Origin of the sequence: Pseudomonas sp. CBS (genome assembly GCF_024734645.1) — a bacterium.
In the GTDB taxonomy this organism is placed as follows: Bacteria; Pseudomonadota; Gammaproteobacteria; order Pseudomonadales; family Pseudomonadaceae; genus Aquipseudomonas.
Window position 1 is genome coordinate 2307049 of sequence record NZ_CP102929.1, and the last position, 23954, is coordinate 2331002.

The following is a 23954-nucleotide window of genomic DNA, read 5'->3' on the forward strand; positions in this document are numbered from 1 at the left end:
CGCTCAATGAGCGGGCTTCCTGTGGTACCTGGCGTTCAGCGTTCCAGGTGACCGAATATGGCGCAGCGGACGGGACTCGAACCCGCGACCCCCGGCGTGACAGGCCGGTATTCTAACCGACTGAACTACCGCTGCGCGTAACACTAAAAAGCGAATGGTGGGTGATGACGGGATCGAACCGCCGACATTCTGCTTGTAAGGCAGACGCTCTCCCAGCTGAGCTAATCACCCTTCACTTTCGGTGTGGCGCGCATTCTACGGAGCGACCCATGGTCTGGCAAGCACTTTCTTAAATAATTTTTTTCAGGCCTTCCAATGGCTTAGCGAGGGTTGGCCTATGACGCCATGAGGAGAATAATGCCCCCCTTTGTATATAAGGAGAGACTCACCCCATGTGGTTCAAAAACCTGCTTATCTATCGCCTGACCCAAGATCTGCCTGTTGATGCCGAGGCGTTGGAAACTGCACTGGCCACCAAACTGGCGCGCCCTTGTGCAAGCCAGGAGTTGACCACTTACGGTTTCGTCGCCCCTTTCGGTAAAGGCGAAGACGCGCCACTGGTGCACGTCAGCGGTGATTTCCTGCTGATCGCTGCGCGCAAGGAAGAACGTATCCTGCCGGGTAGCGTGGTGCGTGATGCGGTGAAGGAAAAGGTCGAAGAGATCGAAGCCGAGCAAATGCGCAAGGTCTACAAAAAGGAACGCGACCAGATCAAGGATGAAATCATCCAGGCCTTCCTGCCGCGCGCGTTCATCCGTCGCTCGTCGACCTTCGCCGCCATCGCGCCGAAACAGGGCCTGATCCTGGTGAACTCCGCCAGCCCGAAACGTGCCGAAGACCTGCTGTCCACCCTGCGCGAAGTGATCGGCACCCTGCCGGTACGTCCGCTGACCGTGAAAACCGCGCCAACCGCCATCATGACCGACTGGGTCACCACCCAGAAACCGGCCGATGACTTCTTCGTCCTCGACGAATGCGAATTGCGCGACACCCACGAAGACGGCGGCATCGTGCGCTGCAAACGCCAGGACCTGACCGGCGAAGAGATCCAGCTGCACCTGACCACCGGCAAAGTCGTGACCCAATTGTCCCTGGCCTGGCAGGACAAGCTGTCCTTCATGCTGGACGACAAAATGACCGTCAAGCGCCTGAAGTTCGAAGACCTGCTGCAGGATCAGGCGGAACAGGACGGCGGCGACGAAGCACTGGGTCAGCAGGACGCCAGCTTTACCCTGATGATGCTGACGTTTGGCGACTTCCTGCCGGCGTTGGTGGAAGCACTGGGTGGCGAAGAAACCCCACAAGGCATCTAAAGCCTTGTGAAGATCAAAATGTGGGAGCGGGCTTGCTCGCGAAAGCGTCCTTTCAGTTGATATCTTCCTGGCTGACACACCGCATTCGCGAGCAAGCCCGCTCCCACATTTGATCGCATGCGCACTTCCAAAATCGAATAACAAGGACCAACCCCATGCGCGCACTCGCCGCCTTGAGCCGTTTCGTCGGCAATACCTTCGCCTACTGGGTGCTGATTTTTGCCGTGGTTGCGTTCCTGCAACCCGCCTGGTTTATCGGCCTGAAAGGCGCCATCGTGCCGCTGTTGGGCCTGGTGATGTTCGGCATGGGGCTGACCCTCAAACTTGAAGATTTCGCTGAAGTCGCGCGCCACCCGTGGCGCGTGGCATTGGGTGTGGTCGCGCACTTCGTGATCATGCCCGGCGTGGCCTGGCTGCTGTGCCAGGTCTTTCACCTGCCGCCGGAAATTGCCGTCGGCGTGATCCTCGTCGGCTGCTGCCCGAGCGGTACATCCTCCAACGTCATGACCTGGCTGGCCCGGGGCGACCTGGCGCTGTCAGTGGCCATCGCCGCCGTCACCACCCTCCTCGCCCCGCTGCTGACGCCGGCTCTGATCTGGCTGCTGGCCTCGGCCTGGTTGCCGGTGTCGTTCATGGAGTTGTTCTGGTCGATCCTGCAAGTGGTGCTGTTGCCGATCGTGCTCGGTGTGTTGGCGCAGCGCTTGCTGGGTACCCGGGTACGGCACGCGGTGGAGGTATTGCCGCTGGTGTCGGTGGTCAGCATCGTGGCAATCGTCGCCGCCGTGGTGGCGGCCAGCCAGGCGAAAATCGCCGAGTCGGGCCTGCTGATCATGGCGGTGGTGATCCTGCATAACACCTTTGGCTTTCTGCTGGGCTATTTCACCGGCCGCGTGTTCGGCCTGCCGCTGGCGCAACGCAAATCCCTGTCGCTGGAAGTGGGCATGCAGAACTCCGGCCTGGGCGCCGCGCTGGCGAGTGCGCATTTTTCGCCGCTGGCGGCGGTGCCCAGCGCGCTGTTCAGCGTCTGGCACAATATTTCCGGGGCGTTGTTGGCGACGTACTTCCGGCGGATGAGCGAAAAGGAAGATCGCGAACTGTTGGCGAGCAAGTCTGAAACTTGATCACCTGATCAATATTCGGCACTCTACCGGGCTTCGCGGGGACGACCTCGCGACGCAATCAAGCGATTAATCCGGGGACGACCCCACCTAAGAAGGGAGGTCATCATGTCCTGGATCATTCTGTTTTTTGCCGGACTGTTTGAAGTCGGCTGGGCCGTCGGACTGAAATACACCGATGGTTTCAGCAAGCCACTGCCCACGGCCCTGACGATTGCCGCCATGGCCGTCAGCCTCGGACTGTTGGGGCTGGCCATGAAGGAACTGCCGCTGGGCACCGCCTATGCCATCTGGACCGGAGTCGGTGCGGTGGGCACGGTGATTGCCGGGATTATCCTGTTCGGGGAGTCCATGGCGTTGTTTCGACTGGCCAGTGTGGCGTTGATTATCTGCGGGCTCATTGGGCTCAAGATCAGCGCTTAGGCACCAGATCGTTCCCACGCTCTGCGTGGGAACGCATCCTGTGACGCTCCGCGTCACGACTCTAAAAGCGGACGCAGAGCGTCCACGGCGGCATTCCCACGCAGAGCGTGGGAACGATCAACTACCTGACACCCCCGCGCAATTCCCCCACCACCCCATGCAACGCCTCGGGCGTCGCCGCCTCTACCGTCACCGGCGCGCCGGCCACCAAGGTCACCCGTGACCAGATCCGGTGAAAGAAGCCCTTGTTCGGATCGCGACTGAAGAAACTCCCCCACAACCCCTGCAACGCCATCGGAATCACCGGCACCGGCGTCTCTGCAAGAATTCGCGTCACCCCTCCGCGGAACTCGTTCATCTCGCCATCGGAGGTCAGCTTGCCTTCCGGAAAGATGCACACCAGTTCACCGTCTTTCAAGTAGTGGGCAATCCGCTGGAACGCCTTTTCGTAGATCTGGATGTCCTCATGCCGCCCGGCAATCGGAATCGCCCCGGCAGTGCGGAAGATAAAGTTCAGCACCGGCAAGTTGTAGATCTTGTAGTACATGACAAAGCGAATCGGCCGACGCACCGAACCGGCAATCAACAGCGCATCGACAAATGACACGTGATTGCACACCAGCAATGCCGCGCCCTCGTCCGGGATCAGCTCCAGGTTCTTATGCTCGACTCGGTACATGGAGTGGCCGAGCAGCCAGATCATGAAACGCATGGTGAACTCGGGCACGATCTTGAAGATGTAGGCGTTGACCGCGATGTTCAGCAGCGACACCACCAGGAACAGCTCGGGGATCGACAGCTTGGCCATGCTCAGCAAGACGATCGACACAATTGCCGAGACCACCATGAACAGCGCGTTGAGGATGTTGTTGGCCGCGATCACCCGCGCCCGTTCGTTCTCGGCGGTACGCGACTGGATCAGTGCGTACAGCGGCACGATATAGAAGCCGCCGAATACGCCGAGGCCGAGGATATCGAACAACACCCACCACGCCTGGCCGTAGCTCAGCACCGCGATCCAATCGTTGGCCTGGACGTTCTGCGGGAACCCGCCGGAATGCCACCACAGCAGCAGGCCGAACACGGTCAAACCGAACGAGCCGAACGGCACCAGGCCGATCTCGACTTTGCGCCCGGAGAGCTTTTCGCACAGCATCGAACCCAGAGCGATGCCCACCGAGAACACCGTGAGGATCAGCGTAACCACGGTTTCGTCGCCGTACATCCATTCCTTGGCGTAGGCCGGGATTTGGGTCAGGTAGATCGCGCCGACAAACCAGAACCACGAGTTGCCGACAATCGAGCGCGACACCGCCGGCGTCTGCCCCAGGCCCAGCTTGAGGGTAGCCCAGGACTGGCTGAAGATGTTCCAGTTCAGGCGCATCTCTGGGCTGGACGCCGCCGCGCGCGGAATGCTGCGGCTGGCCAGGTAACCCAGCACCGCGATGCCGACGATGGCGGTGGAAACCACCGGCGCGTAATGGGTGGAAGACATCATGATCCCGGCGCCGATGGTGCCGGCCAGGATGGCGAGGAACGTGCCCATCTCCACCAGACCGTTGCCGCCCACCAGCTCATCTTCGTGCAGGGCCTGGGGCATGATCGAGTACTTCACCGGCCCGAACAGCGCCGAGTGCGTACCCATGGCAAACAGCGCCAGCAACATCAGTTCCAGGTGGTTGAACATGAAGCCCACCGCGCCGACGGACATGATCACGATCTCGCCGATCTTGATCACCCGGATCAGCGCGTCCTTATTGAACTTCTCGCCAAACTGCCCGGCCAGGGCCGAGAACAGGAAGAACGGCAGGATAAACAGCAAGGCGCAGAGGTTGACCCAGATCGAGCGATCACCGTCGATGGTCAGCTTGTAGAGAATCGCCAGGATCAACGACTGCTTGAAGATATTGTCGTTGAACGCCCCAAGGGACTGGGTAATGAAGAACGGCAGGAAACGCCGTTTGCGCAGCAATGTGAATTGCGAGGGGTGGCTCATCGTCCGTGTTCCTGCGTGGCCTGAAGACTGTTATTGGTTTTTCCAGGCCACGACTTTACCTAATCCCGCTTACTTATTCGCTAGTCCTGCAATACACGGCGATACAAAAAGCTCGCCTTTATAGGCACCTTGCACCGTGCGCTTGGCAACGATCAGCCACATCAACGCCAGCGCCGCCACCAGCACACTGCCGACAATACTGAAGAAACCCAGGTGCAAGGTGCTCGCCAGTTTCAACGTGGCCAGCGAGTACACACCCAACGGGAAGGTGAAACCCCACCAGCCAAGGTTGAACGGAATGCCCGCCCGCAGGTAACGCACGGTGATCAGCACCGCGATCAGCATCCACCACAAGCCGAAGCCCCACAGGGTGATCCCCGCCACCAGGCCAATGCCGTTGGCCATCTCGCCAACACCGGGCAAGCCATTTGCTGCAAAGATGGCTGGAGCATCACCGCCCAACACCAGCATGCCCAGGGCGCCGGTACCGATGGGGCCGAGGGCCAGCCAGCTCGACGCGGCCATATTGGCGTGAGGCAGTTTATGCAGGGCCATGCGCAGCATCAGGATGGTCAGGATGCTGAACGCTACCGGCAGGGAAAACGCCCACAGCACGTAGCTGGTCACCAGCATCACCAGTTGCGAATGGGCATCGGCCAGGTGCGGCGCGAGCAGGCCGCCACTGGCAGCGGCGACTTCAGCGGCCACCACCGGCAAAAGCCATACGGCGGTCATCTGGTCGATGCTGTGTTCCTGGCGGGTGAACATCATGAACGGGATCAATACCCCGCAGGCCAGGGCCATCGCCACGTCCAGCCACCACAGCACTTCGGCCAGTTGCACCACGCCATCACCCCAGCGCGGCAGGCCGAACACCAGGAAGCCGTTGATAATGGTCGCCAGGCCCATGGGAATGGTGCCGAAGAACATCGACACCGTGGAGTGCCCGAAAATGCGCTGCGCCTCGTGGAAAAACATCACCCAGCGCGCCGCGTACAGCACGCTGAACAGCACAAACAGGCCGATAGTAAACAGCCACAGCCCTTCGGCGACGGCATGCAACCCCGATACGCTGACCGGCAATTGCGCCAGCGCCAACGCCAGCACCCCGGTGCCCATGGTGGCGGCAAACCAGTTGGGGGTGAACTGGCGAATCACTTCCCGGGGACGGGTCAGGTGACTGAAAGGTTTCAAGCTGCTTTGGAGCGTATTGGGACAAGTCATGGTGAATTCCTCTTCCTCGTATGAGGTTGAGACCATGGTAGAACCCAATCGAATATCTATATAACGGGTAATATCTCTAACTGTTATCTGTTTTGCAGATATACCGTTAAACACTGCCCTCGGATTCAATCACCAGAATCCGTGCGGGGCCCTGCGGATGGGCCACATGCTCGGTGCCGACACTGGCGTAGAAGATGTCGCCTACTTGAAGCAAGGCCATCTGTTCGGTGCCGTTTTCGCGGTAGTGCATCTGCACCTGGCCGTCGAGCACCACGAACACTTCTTCCCCATCATTCACGTGCCAGCGGTACGGCTGGTCGGTCCAGTGCAACCGGGTGGTGATGCCGTTCATGTTGGCGATGTCCAGCGCCTCCCAGGCGCGGCTGCCGGTGAAGTCCTTGCTGCGGATGATCTTCATGTGTGAATCCCATGGCGTACGGTTGGCGGATTATTACCGAATCAATTACCCGCCGTCGCCCTGCTCCGCGCCAAATCCTGCAATAGCAACGCCACCAACGCACCAAGCGCCAATACGATCAGCACCACGCCGTAACCATCGGTCGTGGCGATCAAACCGAAGGTGCGCGTCAAGTTGCCCGCCAACAGCGACGGCACGCAGAACGCCAGGTAACTCAGCACATAGAACGCCGACATCAAGCCGGCCCGCTCATGGGGCAAGGCCAACGGCAAGACGCTGCGCAGTGCACCGAGGAATCCCGAACCAAAGCCTGCGCCGGCGATCAGCGTGGCCATGAAGAACAGCGGCAGGCTGGCGCTGTGGACGGCCGTGAGGATCAGCGCAACTCCCACCGCCAACAGCACGGCGCCCAATCGCAGGACCTTGTCTGCCGGGCGGTTGCGCAGACTGAAAATCATCACCGCGCCGCTCAGCGTCAACACCGCCACCAGCCCGCCGCCGATCAGGTTCGAGGTGGACCCGGTGGCCGCCCGCACCAGCGAGGGCGCCAGGGACAGGTAAAAGCCGCCCATGGCCCACACCGCTACATCCACCGGCAGCGAGATCCACAATGCACGGCGCGCCTGGGGCGGCACATGCAAGGTGGGCCACAGCGAGGCCAGCGCGCCCGGAATCCGGCTGACTGTTTCCGGCAGGCGCCAGACGTACAGCGCTTGCAGGATCATCAACACGAGCAGGGTCCAGTAAATCAACGTGGTCGGCATCGGCGCGAACTCCACCAGAAGGCTGCAGCCCATGGCGCCACAAGCCATGCCCAACAAAGGCGCTACGCTGTTGATCAGCGGGCCTTGCTGGCGGTCGGTGTCGAGCAGCGCGGCGCCCAACACGGCGGTGGCCATGCCGGTGGCAAAGCCTTGTACCGTGCGGGCGGCAATCAGCCAGCCGACGCTGTCGGCATTGATAAACAGCAGCATCGCCAGCATATCGAGGAACAGCGCGGCAAAAATTACCGGTTTGCGTCCCAGGTGGTCCGACAACGAACCTACGGTCAGCAAGGCCGCCAGCAGGCTCAAGGCGTAGACGCCGAACACCAGGGTCAGCATTGCTGCCGAAAAATGCAGGCCTTCCTGATAGAGGTGGTACAACGGCGTGGGCGCGCTGGAGGCGGCGAGGAACGTGAGCAAGGTGATCGCGAGGAACACCAGGCTGGAACGGTGGGAAGTAACGCTGGACATGGGCACGCTCCGCTAAAGCTAATATTTTGCTTTTGCGGAGTGTGCTACTGGATGGCGCTTAAAGCAAATTCTTTGTGTTAAGGTTTTACGCATGGCGATAAAAGAAGGGCTCCGCCCGGGGGGCCGTAGTGCCCGGGTTCAGGAATCAGTGCATTCGGCGGTGCGTGAATTGCTCGACGAGCAGGACCGTTCCAGCGTGACCGTGCCGCAGATAGCCACGCGCGCCGGGGTTACGCCCTCGACTATCTACCGCCGTTGGGGTGACCTTGCTGCGCTGTTGGCGGATGTCGCCATGGCTCGGCTGCGGCCGGACAGTGAGCCGGCCAACACTGGCAGCCTGCGCGGCGACCTGCGGGCTTGGGGTGAGCAGTATCGCGATGAAATGAGCTCGGATCTTGGTCGGGAGATGATGCGCGATGTGCAATGCAGTCAGGCGCCGGGGTATTGCGTGGGGATTCTCACCGGGCAGTTGGAGACGATCCTGGATCGTTATTCCAGCGACGCCGAAATTGTGCCCAGCGTGGATCGGCTGATCAACCTGATCGTTGCGCCCACCGTGTTTCGCAGTTTGTTTTCTACTGTACCGTTGGAGGTTGAGGAGCTGCATGAGCTGATTGAGTTGGCGTTGGGGGGGTGAGGTGGTTTTTGGGTTTGGGTGTATATCCGTTGCTGCGGTAACGGCCACTTATGGTTCCGCTCTTACAGCGGCTCACTTTTGAAGAGCGCAAAAGTAAGCAAAACGCTCTTGCCCCACCACTCGGCACCTCGCTTAGGCTCGGTGTGCCCTCACTCCGGCTTTGGACCGTGGGCCGCCGCGATGGGCCATCCTTGGCCCAGCGCGGCTAACCTGGCGTCCTGCCAGGTTACCCACGCTCCAAAGCCTGCGTTCGGCCAGCGTGGTTTAACGGGGCGCCTAAGATCAAAATCAAGATCAAAAGCACAGCGGCCTCCCGGCCGGCTTGAGTGTTGAAGAGCAAAAGCCAAATCAAAATCTAAAGCGGGCACGGTCCAAAAAATGTGGGAGCGGGCTTGCTCGCGAAGGTCGTTAACGATGACGCGGGCATTCTGGATGAACGCGGCGCTCTCAGGTTTTTCGCGAGCAAGCCCGCTCCCACAGAAAAGCAGATCTGTTTTCGCTCTGGTCTTTGCTTTTGCTTTTAACACTCAAGCCGGCCGGGAGGCCGCTTTGCTTTTGCTTTTGATCTTGATCTGACTGCCCCAATAAGCCCGAGGCCGAACGCAGGTATTGCGGAGCGGGTAAACCGGCAGGACGCCGGTTTAGCCGCGCCGGGCCATGGATGGCCCGTCGCGGCGGCCCGCTTCGCGGTGCCGGAGTGAGGGAACGCCGAGCCTAAGCGAGGCGCCGACAGGCGGGGCAGAGCCCTTTGCTTACTTTGGGGCTTTTCCAAAGTGAGCCGCTGTAAGAGCGGAACCATAGGTGGCCGTTACCGAAAAAACGGATATGTACTCAAACCAACCCCCAAAAAAAACGACCTCATCTGGAGGCCGTTTCTCATTACATCTAAACGCTTAGGTGCGCATCCCACGCCCACTCACCAGCAACCGCGCGCACCCCACATAAAGCACCACAGTCGCCACCAGCATAAACGTGATCGCCACACTGATCTTGATATCCGAAACGCCCAGGATCCCATAGCGAAACGCGTTAACCATATGCAAAACCGGGTTAGCCAACGACACCGTCTGCCAGAACGGCGGCAGCAAGGTGATCGAATAAAACACCCCACCCAGGTACGTCAACGGCGTCAGCACAAAGGTCGGAATAATCGAAATATCATCAAAGTTGCGCGCAAACACCGCGTTGATGAACCCCAGCAACGAAAAGATCGTCGCCGTCAGCACCACCACCAGCAAGGTGATCCCCAGGTGATGCACCTGCAAATGGGTAAAGAACAACGACAGCAGCGTCACAATCACCCCAACCATCAACCCGCGCAGCACACCGCCCAATGTGTAGCCGATCAAAATCGTATGAGGCGACACCGGCGACACCATCAATTCCTCGATGGACCGCTGGAACTTGCTGCCAAAAAAGCTCGACACCACGTTGCCGTAGGAGTTGGTAATCACCGACATCATGATCAACCCCGGCACGATGTACTCCATATAGGTGAAACCACCCATATCACCAATCTGCCGACCAATCAGGTTACCGAAGATCACAAAGTACAAAACCATGGTGATCGCCGGCGGCAGCAGGGTTTGCGGCCAGATCCGGGTAAAGCGCTTCACTTCGCGGTAGACGATGGTCTGCAGCGCGACAAGGTTGGGTTGCAGTTCCGAACTCATACCGCCACCTTCGCCAGATTTTTCTCCACCAGGGACACGAACAACTCCTCAAGGCGATTGGTTTTGTTACGCAGGCTCAGCACTTCGATGTTCTGGGTGGCCAACTGGCCGAACAACGCGGTGATGCCCACGGCTTTATCCACCTGGACTTCCAGGGTGTGGCTGTCCACCAGGCGATTCGGGTAGCCGATCAACTGGGGCGCAACCGTCATGTCGTTTTTCAGGTCGAGCAGGAAGGTCTCAACGTGCAACTGGCTCAGCAAGTTACGCATGCTGGTGTTTTCGACGATGGTGCCGTGGTCGATGATGCCGATGTTGCGGCACAGCTGCTCAGCCTCTTCCAGGTAGTGGGTGGTGAGGATGATAGTGATGCCTTTCTGGTTCAGCTCGGTGAGGAAGGTCCACATCGAGCGACGCAGTTCGATGTCCACACCCGCCGTCGGTTCGTCGAGGATCAGCAGGCGCGGTTCGTGAACCAGGGCGCGGGCGATCATCAGGCGGCGCTTCATGCCGCCAGACAGGGAGCGGGAAGGCACGTCGCGCTTGTCCCACAACCCCAGTTGGGTGAGGTATTGCTCGGCGCGCTCCTTGGCGATCTTCGGCGGGATGCCGTAGTAACCGGCTTGGGTCACGACGATATCGAAGGTCTTTTCGAACTGGTTGAAGTTGAACTCCTGGGGCACCACGCCGATGCTGCGCTTGAGCGCCGCAGGGGATTTATCCAGGTCGTGGCCAAAGATGTTCACCGTACCGGTGGTCTTGTTGACCAGGGTCGAGAGAATGCCGATGGTGGTGGATTTGCCGGCGCCGTTAGGGCCGAGCAAGGCGAAGAAATCACCTTCGGCGACGTCCAGATCGATACCACTCAGGGCCTGGAAACCGTTGCCGTAGGTTTTGGTTAGCTGCCGGATGGACAGAGCGGAACTCATATCGGATTACGCACCAAAGAAGAGGAATAGAATTGTTACATGAGGGCAGACCGCACGGAATACAACGGCTGCGCGTGACAAGCATGGTGCTTGTCCGCGCCGCACAAGTACAGTCACCCGTATTAATAGTGGGTATCAGGTCAACGCGGTCATGACCGCTTTTTGATAGGCCGGGCGCTGGCGCAGGCGCTGGTACCAGGCCTCCAGGTTCGGCATCGAGGGGCGTTCGATGGGCATCTCGAACCAGGCATAGATGAAACAGCCCAAGGGAATATCACCCATGCCGATCTCTTTGCCGGAGAGGTAAGGTTGCGTCGCCAAGGCCTGATCCACCGTCTGCAATACGTCGATGCAAACCTGGCGACCGGCGTTGATGGTGTCCCAGTTCTGCTTTTCAGCAGGGGTACGCAATACGCCCCAGAACACGGTTTTGAAGGGTTCGGCCAGGGTCGAGGTGGTCCAGTCCATCCACTTTTCGGCGTTGGCGCGGGCTTGCAGGTCGCCGGGGTACCAGTTCGAATCCGGCGCATGCCTGGCAGCCAGATAGCGCACGATGGTGTTGGATTCCCACAGCACAAAGTCGCCATCTTCAATCATCGGCACGCGGCCATTGGGATTCAGTGAGCGGTATTGCGGTGTGTCGACCACACCAAAAGCCCCGCCCGCATCAATTGCCTCATAGTCCAGGCCGAGCTCCTCGGCGCACCACAGTGCTTTCCTGACATTTGACGAATTTTTACGACCCCAGATTTTCAGCATGACCGCCCCGATTTTGAAAAAGATGGTTGGATGAATGCCGGGGCAGCATACGCCGGATCACGTCCGGCTTAAATCACTCTGCATGTCCCCCATCAGGATCGGCATCTGCTCGCCAAACAGGTGGGGGTAACATTTCTGAATGTGGGCGAAGAAGAATTCCTCGGGCACCTCGGCAAATTGCCCATGGTCCACCACGTACTCCATGGAACGCTGGCCCTTGCGGTTGAAGGCGTGGAAAACACTGTCGTGGATGCCGTCGAACTCCAGGGGTGGCACGTCGAACAGTTCACACAGTTGCTGGTTGAATGCGGGCGTGGCCTTGACCCAACGGCCATCCAGATACAGCTCGGTGTAGCCGTGCATGGCAAATACGTCACTTCTTAGCAGCTCGATCAAACGAGGCGTCGAGAGGTGGTTGCGCACGTCGGCCAGGCCGATGCGTGCCGGAATCCCGCAGTGCCTTGCGCACGCCGCCAATAGCGTCGCCTTGGGCACGCAATAACTCTCGCCGGCCGCCAGTGCGAAGCTGCCGCTGAGGGTTTGCGGGTCGCGGCTGAAGGTGTAGGGGTTGTAGCGCACGGCCTCGCGAACGGCGTAGTAAAGACTGACTGCCTGGTCACGGGGCGCGGCACTCGAACCGCGATGTTTTTCGGCGAACTCCACCACCGCAGGGTGGTCACTATCGATGAAGCGGCCGGGATTCAAGTACGCATTCATGAGGTTAATCTCCGAGGCAAGCCCTGAGTCTAACCACAGGCCTGCACCTGGGATAACGACGATTCGGCCAAATGTCGGCGCCTGGTGCTGATCTTTGCCGGCACACCACGTAACACCCTCGTCACCCCGCTTGTTCGGATGCCGACTAAGCTCTGAGGTGATTTCGCACCTGGTTTCACGGAGGATTGAATATGCTGTTGTTGTGGATACTGGTTCTGGTGGTGGGCATTGCCTACCTGGCGCACCGGCGCATCGCGCCCCTGCCCGCCATCGGCGTGGTCGCCGTCTACCTCTTGGCGATGGGCGCCTTCAGCCATGCTCCAGGCTGGTTGCTGTTGATCTTCTGGGTGCTGATTGCCGTGGTGGCCGCCCCGCTGCTGCTGCCGGACCTGCGTCGCAAGTACTTCACCGCGCCGCTGTTCAACTGGTTTCAGAAAGTCCTGCCGCCGATGTCCGAGACCGAGCGCGACGCCATCGACGCCGGCACCGTGTGGTGGGACGGCGAGCTGTTCAGCGGCCGCCCCGACTGGGACAAGTTGCTGGCCTATCCCAAAGTGCAACTGACCGAGGAAGAACAAGCCTTCATCGACGGGCCCACCGAAGAACTGTGCGCCATGGTCACCGACTGGGAAATCGGCCAGGCCATGGACCTGCCGCCCGCCGCCTGGGAACACATCAAGCAGCATGGCTTTTTTGCCCTGATCATCCCCAAGGAATTCGGCGGCAAGGGCTTCTCCGCCTATGCCCACTCCCAGGTCGCGATGAAGCTGGCAACCCGCAGCGGCGACCTCGCCTCCACGGTCATGGTGCCCAACTCCCTCGGCCCGGCCGAATTGCTGCTGCACTACGGCACCGATGAACAACGCAACCATTACTTGCCACGCCTGGCCCGTGGCGACGATATCCCGTGTTTTGCCCTGACCGGCCCGCTGGCGGGCTCCGATGCCGGCTCCATGCCCGACACCGGGGTGATCTGCAAAGGCGAATGGGAAGGCAAGGAAACCCTCGGCCTGCGCCTGAACTGGGAAAAACGCTACATCACCCTCGGCCCGGTGGCGACTCTGCTTGGCCTGGCCTTCAAGGCCCACGACCCGGACCATCTGCTGGGCGATAAAGAAGACCTCGGCATCAGCCTCGCGCTGATCCCCACCGACACCCCGGGCGTTGAAATTGGCCGCCGTCACCTGCCGCTGGGTGCCGCATTCATGAACGGCCCCAACTCCGGCAAGGACGTGTTCATTCCCCTGGAGTTCCTGATCGGCGGCCAGGAAATGCTCGGCAAGGGCTGGATGATGCTGATGAACTGCCTGTCGGTGGGCCGTTCGATTTCCCTGCCTGCGGTCGGCACCGGCGCGGCCAAGTTCACCAGCCTGGTGACCGGCCAATATGCCCAGGTGCGCGAGCAGTTCAACGTACCGTTGTCAGCCTTTGAAGGTATCCAGGAAGCCCTGGCCCGTATCGGCGGCAACGCGTGGCTGATGGACAGCGCGCGAATGCTCACCGCCAATGCCGTCGACCTGGGAGAAAAACCCTCGGTGCTGTCGGCGATCCTCAAGTATCACCTGACCGAACGCGGCCGCGAGTGCATCAGCCATGCGATGGACGTGCACGGCGGCAAGGGCATCATCATGGGGCCCAACAACTACCTGGGCCGCAGCTGGCAAGGTGCGCCGATCTTCATCACCGTGGAAGGCGCGAATATCCTCTCGCGCAATCTGATGATCTTCGGCCAGGGTGCGATTCGTTGCCATCCGTTCGTGCTCAAGGAAATGGCCCTGGCCGGTCGCGAAGACCATGACCAGGCCCTTAAGGAATTCGACGGACTGCTGCTGCAGCACATCGGGTTTGCCGTGAGCAACGCCGCCAGCACCCTGGTGCTGAACCTCGGTTTCGGCCACTTCGAGAAAGCCCCGGGCAATCGCTTGAGCCAGGGCTACTTCCGCGCACTCAACCGTCAGGCTGCTGCATTTGCGATGCTGGCGGACCTGAGCATGATGCTGCTGGGCGGCGAGTTGAAACGTCGCGAACGCCTGTCGGCACGTCTCGGTGATGTGCTGAGCCATATGTACCTGGCGTCGGCAGCGCTCAAGCGTTATCACGACCTGGACTCGCCAGACCACCTGGAACCGCTGTTCGCCTGGGCTATGGAAGAAAGCCTTGGCCACTCCGAGCGTGCACTGGATGAACTGCTGACCAACTTCCCGAGCAAGGTGCTGGGTTGTCTGTTGCGGGTGATCGTGTTCCCGTTCGGTCGTCGCCATAAGGGCCCGTCCGATGCGCTGGATGCAGAAGTGGCCGCGGTGATTGGGCGCGCCAAGGGAGACCCGGCCCTGGAGGCAGTGCTGGCGGGCTGCTATCGCCCACAGTCCGCAGAAGATCCGGTGGGCGCCCTGCAACATGCCTACGACCTGTTGGCCGACAGCCACCCGTTGCAGAAAAAACTCCACGAAGGCCTCAAGAGCGGCCAGGTCAAACCGACCGCAGGCGAACACGCCATCGACGCCGCGCTGCATGCCGGCGTGCTGCAACCGGCCGAGGCGCAAACCCTGCGTGACGCCGAAGCGGCGCGACGCAAGGTGATCGACGTGGATGATTTCAGCAAGGAAGAGCTGAGCCAGGCTGAGGGAAAAGTCCGCTGATCCGAGCGGTCATATAAAAACGGGCGCTTGAGCTATATACTCTCGCGCCCGTTTTGCTCTTGAGGACTTATCTCGTGTCCAATGTCGTTGCCGATCATCTCGTCTTGCTCGACCACCTGCGCAGCATCCTGGTTGCCGTCGGCGAGGCCGAACAGGTTCCCGAGGAAAGCCACCTTCTGTTCCTGGAGCGCTTCGATGAACTGCGCGCCCTGCTGCCCATCGACCCGATCGAAAGCCAGTACCTGGGCCAGGACATGATGAGCCAGGTCATCCTGCGCTACCCGCAAATTGCCCACCTGGTGCCGCGTGACTTGCTGTGGTTCTTTGGTGGCGACTGCCTGCACTTCATGCCCGACGACGAACTGGACCTGTACCAGGCCCTGGAAGAGCGTCGCTTCGAAGCTGAACAGAACGACGAACCGTTCGACTGGAACCAGGAAAAGCAGTTGTTGGCCATGTCCAATGACCAGCCCAAGCACTAACACGGACCAACTGTAGGAGCGAGCTTGCTCGCGAAGGACTCAAAGGCGCCGCGTGCATTCAGGATGCACGCGTTATCGTTAACGTCCATCGCGAGCAAGCTCGCTCCTACAGTTTCTTCAGCGTCGGCTCTTTAGCCATGCACTCCACCAGATAATCAATAAACACCCGCAACTTCGGCGGCAGATACCGCGTCGGCGAATGCAGCAACCAGGCATCCCCGTGGTACGACGCAATAAAATCCCACCCTGGCAACACCTGCACCACCTCCCCCGCTTCCAGCGCATGCCGCGCCGTGAAATACGGCAAGCTACCAATCCCTACATGTTGCAACACCGCATCCAGTCGCACCCCGGTGTGATTGGCCACATACCGCCCGCGCACCCCGACCGTCACTGCCTTGCTGCCCTGGCGAAACTTCCAGCGTGCATCCCCCGGCGTCTCGCCCAGGTAGATGCAACTGTGCTCGAGCAAATCATGGGTATGCTGCGGCGAACCGTGCTCGGCCAAGTACTGCGGCGTGGCGCAGATCAAGTGTTCGATAGGTAGTAATTGGCGCCCCACCAGGCCCGGCGGCGGGCTGTCGGTGATGCGGATGCTCAGGTCGACATTGTCATCAATCAGGTCAACATGCCGGTCCTCAAGGATCAATTGCACATCGACCTTGGGATAACGCCGCAGAAACTCCGGCATATGCGGATGCACCACAAACCGCCCCACCGCCTTGGGCACGCTGACCCGCACCAGCCCTTCGGCTTCATGGGTGTACTGCCCGCTGATTTCCATCACCGAACGCGCGGCGCTGACCATTTCCTGGCAGCGCTTGAATACCTCTTCGCCCCCTTCGCTGAGGCGCAACTTGCGCGTGGTGCGTTGCAGCAGGCGAGTCGCCAGGGCTTTTTCCAGGCGCGAGATGCTGCGGCTCACGGAGGACGGCGATGCCCCCATCTGGCGGGCGGCCTCGGAGAAGCTGCCGGTTTCCACCACCTTGACGAAAATCGCCATTTCGCCGAGCAGTGGCAAGGGAAGATTGATGCTCATGACGCACAAGTCCATTGAGATTTGAACGGATTATCACCCATTGGCGCACTTCTTATACTGCCGGATAGAAACCCTGATGCGGATGTAGATGATGACCCAGCGCCTGTTTTTTACCCATGACCACCTGAATGCCGAACTTGAAGTGCTGGGATGCACACCTTTTGATAACCAATTTGCGGTAATCCTGCAGTCAACGATCTTCCACCCCCAAGGTGGCGGCCAGCCTTGCGACACCGGCTGGCTGGGGGACAGCCAAGTGTTGAAGGTGGTGCAGGAAGGTGATCATGTCGTGCATTACGTCGACCGCCCTGTAGGGCCCGGCGCGATCCTGGCACGCGTCGACGAAGACCGCCGTAACCTGCACACGCGCCTGCATTCAGCCGGGCACCTGATCGGCAATGCCGGCGAGACCCTGGGCTGGATGCCAATCAAGGCCCATCACTGGCCGGGCGAAGGCAAGATCACCTTTATTCGCGGGACTTCGGCTCACCCCATGGACGCCGAGGCGATTCAGCGACAAGTCGACCAATGGATCGCCGCTAACCTGCCACGCCATATGGCACTGGATGAAGGCACGCGGGAAGTGGGTTTTGGCGAGCTGCCGGCCTATGCCTGCGGCGGTACGCATGTGCAGGCATTGGGGGACGTGGGCCAAGTGACGATCCTGGCCCTCTCCGAGAAAAAGGGTGCGTTGTCGGTGCGCTATACCCTGGATTGAGAAACATCTTCAGGCTGGCAAACAACCTGTGGTGAGGGGGTTTGTCCCCGTTGGGCTGCGAAGCGGACCCAGAAGGTAATCACCTTTCCACAGGAGAACTCGACATGAGATTTTTGGGGCCGCTTCGCAGCCCAACGGGGGACAAGCCCCCTCGCCACGAAAGCCCTCCTCAGCGAGTCAAACCGCAATCGCTCCCGCCCTGCCCGGCTCCACCACAAACGACTTGAGGGTCGAGACACTGGCATTCGGATCCTTGGGATCAGAAATCACCCGGAAGTGCGTCAGCATGCTCTTCTCTTCAAGCGCCACCGACACATAGCCGCGCTGGCGGCTGTCGAAAAACTTCACATGGGGATTGAGGGGCAGAATCGCACTGAACGCCTCAAACGGCGGCCCGTCAGAGGTCACCGAGGTGCCGACAAATTCGGTCGCGACCACCGGCGAATCCAGGTTTCCTCCGTCAGCGTGCAGGTCCGTCGCCCAGAACGAGTGAATATCGCCACCCCAGAACACCGGGTTATTCACCTTCCTGCGCACCATCGAAGCAAGCATCCGTTCACGGTTGGCCATGTAACCATCCCAGCCATCGGTCCAGCGGCCAGGCTTGTGGTTGGTCAGGTCTCGTTGTGTGAGCGGCGCGACCAACAGGTCCTGGGCGATCACGTTCCATTGCGCCCGGGACTCGGCAAAGCCCTGATCCAGCCACGCTTCCTGATCCCAGCCGAGCATGGTGCGACGGGGATCGCGCAGGTCGGCACAGGTATTCGCGGCCACATGGCCCTTGTGGCTGCCATTGGCCAGAATGCACGGCTGTTCGGAGCGGTACTGACGACCGTCCAGTACATGGAAACACGCCAGTCGGCCGTAGTCCAAACGCCGATAAATGCGCATGTCCGGCCCTCGCGGCAGGCTGCTCGTCCGCAGCGGCATGTGTTCGTAGAACGCCTGGTAGGCCGCCGCCCGCTGCTTGAGAAAACTCGCCACCGGGATCTTCGGGTCTTGGGACCACTGATTGGCATAGTCGTTTTGCACTTCGTGATCGTCCCAGGTGACCACACTCGGCGCCGCGGCATGCAGTGCCTGCAAATCCGGATCGGTCTTGTACAGGGCGTAACGGTTGCGGTAATCCACCAGGTTCAGCGCATTGCCGCTGCCGTGGGGGCGGATAATCTTGCCGGAGTCGGCCGCGTAGGAACTGTCATAGATGTAATCACCGAGGAAAAACACCAGGTCGGGCTGCTCGGCCGCCAAGTGACGATAGGCGCTGAAGTAGCCTCGCTCCCAATGGGAGCAGGAGACAAAACCCAACTGCGCCGACGCCATGGCATGCACCGCCGGGGCCGTACGCGACTGCCCCACCGGGCTTTGCGCGCCGAGACCTTCAAACTGGTACCAGTACGGTCGACCCGCTTCCAGCCCGGCGACTTCCACATGCACCGAATGGGCGAAACGCTCGCTGGCCATCACCTCGCCCTGGCGCACAACCCGCGTCATCGCCGCATCGCTGGCCACCTTCCAGCGCACCGGCACTGCTCGGTTCAATCCGCCGCGACCGTCTGCGGCATTGAACAACGGCGCGAGGCGCGTCCAGATCACGAAACCATCGGGCAGTGGGTCGCCTGAAGCTACGCCGAGGGTGAAGGGATAGTCGATACCGGCACTGCGGGCAAAAGGACTGAGGATCGAAAACGCGGTGGCAATCGCCAGCCCGCCCAGTACGCGACGGCGGTCGTGATCCACACTCATCAACCGCGCTCCGTCCAGTCGGCACGCACCAGGCCGTACAACAACATGTCCTCGTGGACCCCGTTCTTGAGGAAGGCGCCCTTCATGCACCCTTCGTAACCCAAGCCGATTTTTTCCATGACCCGAGCGGACGCTTTGTTACGGGCAAAGCACTGGCTGCCCACACGCTGCAGCGCCAATTCCCTAAACCCAAACGCCATGATCTGCGCCGCTGCTTCGGCGGCATAACCCTGGCGTCGACAATGGGCGGCCACCCAATACCCGAGGTGCCCACTCCTATGAGCCGCAGACAACCTGAGGCTGATCACGCCGATCAATTCGCCGGTTTCCCGCAGGTGAATACCCAGTCCCAGTGAATGCCCCGAGCGGTAATTCTCTGCCTGACCATCAATAAAGACGTGTGCGGTTTCCAAGGTGTAAGGCGATGGAATCGCAGCCGTGTTGTTCGCAATATCGGGATCGTTGGCCAGCACCGACAACGTCTCGGCCTGCTCCTTTTGCAGAGGCTTCAACAGCAGGCGCGGGGTAGATAAATGCGGCAGTGCAATGCTCATGCAGAGGGACTCGCGAAATAAATTCTCCAAGAATGTACCCGCGTCGTGTCAGTTTCATTACGTAGATAAATAGACCCACGAGTCGTCTGTAAGACGCGTCCTAGAGCCTTAAAAGCTTAAATTAAAGTTAACCATTCGGTCATTTTTGGTTGCTAGCGTGTCGCCCCTAATCAACGGTGGGGTAGCGGAATGAGAACTTGGGATGAACCCAAAAAGCGCAAGGCACACATCGAACTGATCCCGATGATCGACGTGATGATGTTCCTGTTGGTGTTTTTTGTACTGGTGAGTTTGAACGTGATTCCGGCCCTGGGCATGAAGACTCAGTTGCCGAGCGCCAGCAGTTCACAACAGCTCAAGCCGCAGAATAAATTCATCCTGACCCTGGGCCTGGAAGGCCAGCTGCAGCTCGATGGCAAGGACATGAGCGTCGAGGCGTTGGTGCCGGCACTCAAGGCGGCCGAGAAGCCTGATACCAAGTCGACGATCATCGTCAACAGCGACAAAGGCGTAGAAGTGTCGCGCCTGGTCGAGGTGATGGACACCCTGCGCCTGGGTGGCTTTACCTCTGTCTCCATCGCCACGAAAAAGTCCTGATCATGTATGCCTTGTTTCGTGCGCGTCGGCTGCTGGGCAGTGTCCCGGCCCTGATCGCCCTGGTGCTGATTGCACTGGGTATCCAGTCCCAACCCCTGAAGATCCAGCCGCAGTACGACGAGTCGGCGGTTGAACTTGCCCTGGTGGAGCCCGAGCCGGAAGTGGTCCCCGAGCCCGTGGTGGAGCAAGAGCCACCGCCGCCGGTGATCGAAGACGAGGAGGCCGAACCTGCCCCACCGCCTCCGCCGCCCAAGCCGATACCCAAACCACTGCCAAAGCCTGAGCCCAAGCCAAAACCGGTGCCCAAGCCCGTGGCCGCCAAGCCAACGCCTGTGCCTGCGCCAGCTCCGGTTGCCGCCAAGCCGGTGCAAGCCGCTCCCGCCCCCACGCCAGCACCCGCCGCGCCACCGGCGCCGCCGAAAGTCGACGGTCAGGCGCTGGAAAGCGGCTACCTCAAGGGTTTGCGCAACGAGCTGGACACCTACAAGCAATACCCCACCGGACGCCAGGCGTCCCTCGAACGCCCCAGTGGCGAGGTGGTGGTCTGGTTAATGGTGGACCGCCAAGGCCGCGTTCTCGATTCCGGGATCCAGACCCCGGCGCCGAGCATGCTGCTCAACCGGGCCGCCACCAACAGCCTGCGCCGTATCAAGCAGGTGAAACCGTTCCCCGAACAAGCCTTCGGTGGACGTAACGAGCAGCGCTTCACCGCCACCTTCAACTACAGCGTGCAATAAGCACACACCACCAGGACGACAGTGATGAAGTTCACCCGGATTCATCTGGCACTCGTTGCCGCGACGAGCATGACCCATGGAGTGGTCATGGCAGACACCAGCGACAGTGACGTCGGGACCATTGGGGTACAGGGCAAGGCAACCGCGGGGGGCGGTTACATGGTCCAGGAAGAGAGCGCCAAGGGCCGCTCGACCATCACCAAGGAAGCGCTGGACAAACAGACGGCCACCGGCAACGCCATCGACAAGCTCAAGTACACCCCGGGCCTGAACATCTCCAGTGAAGACAACACCGGCCTCTCGGGTTTTCGCTTCACCATGCGCGGCATGAACTCCGACCAGGTGGGCATGTCGGTGGACGGCATGCCGATCAACGACTCCGGCAACTATGCGTTGTACTCCAACCTGCTGGGCGACCCGGAAAACATCGACCAGATTTTCGTCACCCAGGGCTCGTCGGAAGCCGACGGCCCGCACATCGGTTCCAGCGGCGGCAACATCGGTATCGTGACCATTCGCCCCACCAAGGAAACCGGTGCCTTCGTCAAGCAAGTGGTCGGCAGCAACGCCACCCGCAAGACCTTCGCCCGCCTCAATACCGGTGAAGTCAACGGCCTGAGCAACTGGCTGTCGGCCTCCCACACCGAAGGCCAGATGTGGCGCGGCTCGGGTGCCGTGCGCGCAGACAAGGTCGAGTGGAACAGCTTCTTCGACGCCGGCAACGGCAACACCGCCAACCTGATCCTCAAGTACCACGAGCAGGACAACAACAGTTACAGCCAGTTGACCAAGGCACAGTTCCAGCAGTACGGCCGCAAGTACGACCCGTACCCGGCGAAACCGGCGGTGGGCGCCAACGGCAAGGTCAGCAGCTACTACGACCTGGCGCAGAATCCGTTCCAGACCTTCACCGCCGTGCTCAACACCCAGTACAAACTGAGCGACAACCTGTCCCTCTCGGTGATCCCGTATTACTACTACGGCAACGGCAGCGGCGTGGGCTCCTCGGCCTATGCGCTGAACAGCGGCTCGAACAAGGGCGGCGTTTTCGACCTCGGCAACCTGCCGACACAAGCTCAATACAACGCCGACGGTTCCGCGACCACCGGCGTCTACTACCGCCCTTCGCGCACCCAGACCTGGCGCCCGGGCATCACCACCAAGCTGAACTGGGACCTGGGCGACCACAGCCTGCAATTCGGCTATTGGTACGAACGCGCTCGCCAAAGCCAGACCCAACCGTTCATTGCCCTGAAGAACAACGGCAAGCCGAGCGACACCTGGCCCGACGGCAACTCCGTGGTCGACGCCAACGGCAACACCGTGCAGGGTCGCGACCGCTACACCGTGACCCCGGCGCAAAAAGTCTGGACCCAGGACACCTGGTACATCAACTCGGACTGGACGTTGATCGCGGGCATTGCCTACATGAACGTCGAGCGTGACGGCACCAACCACGGCAGCCTCACCGAACAACCGGGCAAGGCCAGCCAGACCTACAACAAACTGCTGCCCAACGCCGGCCTGAAGTACCAGATCGACGAGCGTGATCAACTGTTCTACAGCCTGTCGCGCAACATGCGGATTCCACAGAACTACGTGCTGTACGACAAAGGCGTCGGCTCCCTCGACTCCAAGCCGGAGCTCAGCTGGAACCAGGAACTGGGCTGGCGCTACACCGGCGAAGACAGCACCCTCGCCGCCACCCTGTTCTACATGCAGTTCAAGAATCGCCAGCTCACCTCCCTGGACAGCAATGGTGATTCCGCCGACATCAACGCCGGCACCGTCATCAACAAAGGCCTGGAACTGGAGTGGAGCGGCAAGCTGCCGCACAACTTCAACTACTACACCTCCTACACCTACACCAGTTCCAAGCAGCAGGATGACCTGACGGTGTACAGCGCCGGCAAGCCGATCGTGCTGCCCACCAGCGGCAAGCAATTCGCCAACGTGCCGACCAACATGCTGGCAGCCAACGTCGGCTATGACGACGGGCGCTTCTACGGCACCTTCGGCGGCAAGTTCACCAGCAAGCTCTACGGCGACCTGACCAACGACGAAGCCATCTCCGCCCGCACCGTTTTCAACCTCGGCGCCGGTATCTACCTGCCGGTGGACAAGAAAGTCGTCAAGGACGCAACCCTGCGCCTGAACGTCGACAACCTGTTCGACAAGAAGTACCTGGACGGCGTGTACACCACCAAGACCAACTCGGCGAGCTACAGCGGTTTCCGCGACGGCGACCCGGCTTACATCGTTGGGCTTGACCGCACCGTCACCGTTTCCCTGGAAGCCAATTTCTAACTGCGAGGCTCAGCATCATGGACATGAACCTGCTTCACCAAATCACCTTTTATGTGATGTACGCCGCCCTGGCGATTGCGATCTTCATCACCATTGAACGTGGCATCTACTTCGCCTACGTGCGCCGTCAGGCCCGTGCGTTGACTGAAGTGCTGGGCGCCCATGTGCACAGCGAACGCGACCTGCCGGAAAACCTGACCCGCCGTGACAGCCTGCCGCTGAGCATGGTGCTGCCGATCCTGGCGCAGAAGGCTTCCCATGGTTCGCGCAAGGACCTGGACGACGAGATCGAAACCCAGTACCTCAAGACCCGCGCGCCGCTGTCCCGCAGCCTGTGGATCATCGAAACCATCACCACCGCCGCGCCGCTGCTCGGCCTGCTGGGCACCATTCTCGGCATCATCGACACCTTCAAGGCGCTGGCCACTGCCGGCGTGTCCGACCCGGGCCAGATTTCCGGTGGTATCGGTACGGCCTTGTTCGCCACGGGTTTGGGTATCGCCATCGCGCTGTTCTGCGTGGTGTTCCACAACTTCTTCCAGGACAGCCTGGAGCGCATCAACGACCAGCTGAAAATCCTGCTGATCCGCGCGGCAACCGGTGCCCGCGTGCAGGGTGAGGTGCCGCACCTGGTGTCGACCCCGCTGCATACCCGCACAGCATGACCTTCAAGGCGGGCGCGTGATGCGCCCG

Annotated in this window: 22 protein-coding genes and 2 tRNA genes; 11 read left to right on the forward strand and 13 right to left on the reverse strand. The window is 60.5% G+C overall.

All coding sequences use genetic code 11. From position 1 onward, the window contains the following. Positions 1-58: 58 nt before the first annotated feature. Positions 59-135, reverse strand: a tRNA-Asp gene (locus NVB75_RS10180). Positions 136-155: 20 nt separating this feature from the next. Then, positions 156-231: transfer RNA gene (locus tag NVB75_RS10185), tRNA-Val, on the reverse strand. Positions 232-392: 161 nt separating this feature from the next. Between NVB75_RS10185 and rdgC the strand changes: the two genes are divergently transcribed. The 3 genes from rdgC (at position 393) to sugE (ending at position 2854) form a co-directional block, all read left to right on the forward strand. Next, positions 393-1313, forward strand: a complete 921-nt coding sequence (rdgC, locus tag NVB75_RS10190; RefSeq protein ID WP_008430455.1) for a recombination-associated protein RdgC — start codon at positions 393-395, stop codon at positions 1311-1313. 155 nt (positions 1314-1468) lie between these two features. Then, a complete protein-coding gene (locus tag NVB75_RS10195) occupies positions 1469-2434 on the forward strand; it encodes a bile acid:sodium symporter family protein (protein WP_258347054.1) in 966 nt (321 codons plus the stop codon). Between the two features lie 105 nt (positions 2435-2539). After that, positions 2540-2854, forward strand: a complete 315-nt coding sequence (gene sugE, locus NVB75_RS10200; protein WP_003190128.1) for a quaternary ammonium compound efflux SMR transporter SugE — start codon at positions 2540-2542, stop codon at positions 2852-2854. A gap of 121 nt (positions 2855-2975) precedes the next feature. On the opposite strand, the gene NVB75_RS10205 is transcribed toward sugE, so the two are convergent. From NVB75_RS10205 to NVB75_RS10220, 4 genes are all read right to left on the reverse strand, one after another. Then, entirely contained in the window at positions 2976-4850 is a 1875-nt protein-coding gene (locus NVB75_RS10205; protein WP_258347057.1) for an MFS transporter, read from the reverse strand. 69 nt (positions 4851-4919) lie between these two features. Beyond that, on the reverse strand, positions 4920-6074 hold the full coding sequence (locus NVB75_RS10210) for a TDT family transporter (RefSeq protein WP_258347058.1): 1155 nt from the start codon (positions 6072-6074) through the stop codon (positions 4920-4922). A 106-nt stretch (positions 6075-6180) separates the two neighbouring features. Continuing rightward, a complete protein-coding gene (locus NVB75_RS10215) occupies positions 6181-6492 on the reverse strand; it encodes a cupin (protein ID WP_063028285.1) in 312 nt (103 codons plus the stop codon). Between the two features lie 41 nt (positions 6493-6533). Beyond that, positions 6534-7727, reverse strand: coding sequence for an MFS transporter (locus tag NVB75_RS10220; RefSeq protein WP_258347059.1), 1194 nt, complete (start codon positions 7725-7727; stop codon positions 6534-6536). A 91-nt stretch (positions 7728-7818) separates the two neighbouring features. Between NVB75_RS10220 and NVB75_RS10225 the strand changes: the two genes are divergently transcribed. Next, positions 7819-8364: a TetR/AcrR family transcriptional regulator gene (locus NVB75_RS10225; RefSeq protein WP_258347060.1), complete on the forward strand. Its 546-nt coding sequence runs from the start codon at positions 7819-7821 to the stop codon at positions 8362-8364. Between the two features lie 893 nt (positions 8365-9257). On the opposite strand, the gene NVB75_RS10230 is transcribed toward NVB75_RS10225, so the two are convergent. From NVB75_RS10230 to NVB75_RS10245, 4 genes are all read right to left on the reverse strand, one after another. Further along, positions 9258-10037, reverse strand: coding sequence for an ABC transporter permease (locus tag NVB75_RS10230; RefSeq protein ID WP_003217229.1), 780 nt, complete (start codon positions 10035-10037; stop codon positions 9258-9260). Continuing rightward, positions 10034-10966 carry an ABC transporter ATP-binding protein gene (locus NVB75_RS10235; protein ID WP_017480239.1) on the reverse strand — a complete coding sequence of 311 codons (933 nt, stop codon included), beginning with the start codon at positions 10964-10966 and terminating at the stop codon, positions 10034-10036. Before NVB75_RS10235 ends, NVB75_RS10230 begins: the two co-directional genes overlap by 4 nt. Before the next feature lie 135 nt (positions 10967-11101). Further along, positions 11102-11725, reverse strand: a complete 624-nt coding sequence (locus tag NVB75_RS10240) for a glutathione S-transferase family protein (protein ID WP_258347061.1) — start codon at positions 11723-11725, stop codon at positions 11102-11104. A gap of 57 nt (positions 11726-11782) precedes the next feature. Beyond that, entirely contained in the window at positions 11783-12442 is a 660-nt protein-coding gene (locus tag NVB75_RS10245; RefSeq protein ID WP_258347062.1) for a transglutaminase family protein, read from the reverse strand. Between the two features lie 191 nt (positions 12443-12633). Between NVB75_RS10245 and NVB75_RS10250 the strand changes: the two genes are divergently transcribed. Both NVB75_RS10250 and NVB75_RS10255 read left to right on the forward strand, forming a co-directional pair. Beyond that, positions 12634-15081 carry an acyl-CoA dehydrogenase gene (locus NVB75_RS10250; RefSeq protein WP_258347063.1) on the forward strand — a complete coding sequence of 816 codons (2448 nt, stop codon included), beginning with the start codon at positions 12634-12636 and terminating at the stop codon, positions 15079-15081. Positions 15082-15155: 74 nt separating this feature from the next. Beyond that, positions 15156-15563: a PA2817 family protein gene (locus NVB75_RS10255; RefSeq protein ID WP_003217220.1), complete on the forward strand. Its 408-nt coding sequence runs from the start codon at positions 15156-15158 to the stop codon at positions 15561-15563. Between the two features lie 106 nt (positions 15564-15669). Here NVB75_RS10255 and NVB75_RS10260 read toward each other — a convergent pair whose 3' ends face one another. After that, positions 15670-16602 (reverse strand): LysR family transcriptional regulator, encoded by a 933-nt coding sequence (locus NVB75_RS10260; RefSeq protein WP_258347064.1) that lies wholly within the window; start codon positions 16600-16602, stop codon positions 15670-15672. A gap of 91 nt (positions 16603-16693) precedes the next feature. Between NVB75_RS10260 and NVB75_RS10265 the strand changes: the two genes are divergently transcribed. After that, positions 16694-17320 carry an alanyl-tRNA editing protein gene (locus NVB75_RS10265; RefSeq protein WP_258347065.1) on the forward strand — a complete coding sequence of 209 codons (627 nt, stop codon included), beginning with the start codon at positions 16694-16696 and terminating at the stop codon, positions 17318-17320. 177 nt (positions 17321-17497) lie between these two features. On the opposite strand, the gene NVB75_RS10270 is transcribed toward NVB75_RS10265, so the two are convergent. Both NVB75_RS10270 and NVB75_RS10275 read right to left on the reverse strand, forming a co-directional pair. Beyond that, positions 17498-19066 carry an alkaline phosphatase gene (locus NVB75_RS10270; protein ID WP_258347066.1) on the reverse strand — a complete coding sequence of 523 codons (1569 nt, stop codon included), beginning with the start codon at positions 19064-19066 and terminating at the stop codon, positions 17498-17500. Next, positions 19066-19620: a GNAT family N-acetyltransferase gene (locus NVB75_RS10275; RefSeq protein ID WP_258347067.1), complete on the reverse strand. Its 555-nt coding sequence runs from the start codon at positions 19618-19620 to the stop codon at positions 19066-19068. Before NVB75_RS10275 ends, NVB75_RS10270 begins: the two co-directional genes overlap by 1 nt. A 189-nt stretch (positions 19621-19809) precedes the next feature. Between NVB75_RS10275 and NVB75_RS10280 the strand changes: the two genes are divergently transcribed. From NVB75_RS10280 to NVB75_RS10295, 4 genes are read left to right on the forward strand one after another with little or no spacing between them, the layout of a single operon-like run. Then, positions 19810-20217, forward strand: a complete 408-nt coding sequence (locus tag NVB75_RS10280; RefSeq protein ID WP_258347068.1) for a biopolymer transporter ExbD — start codon at positions 19810-19812, stop codon at positions 20215-20217. Positions 20218-20219: 2 nt separating this feature from the next. After that, positions 20220-20954, forward strand: a complete 735-nt coding sequence (locus NVB75_RS10285) for an energy transducer TonB (RefSeq protein WP_258347069.1) — start codon at positions 20220-20222, stop codon at positions 20952-20954. A 24-nt stretch (positions 20955-20978) separates the two neighbouring features. Continuing rightward, a complete protein-coding gene (locus NVB75_RS10290; protein WP_258347070.1) occupies positions 20979-23261 on the forward strand; it encodes a TonB-dependent receptor in 2283 nt (760 codons plus the stop codon). Positions 23262-23278: 17 nt separating this feature from the next. Next, on the forward strand, positions 23279-23926 hold the full coding sequence (locus tag NVB75_RS10295) for a MotA/TolQ/ExbB proton channel family protein (RefSeq protein ID WP_258347071.1): 648 nt from the start codon (positions 23279-23281) through the stop codon (positions 23924-23926). The last annotated feature ends 28 nt before the right edge of the window (positions 23927-23954 follow it).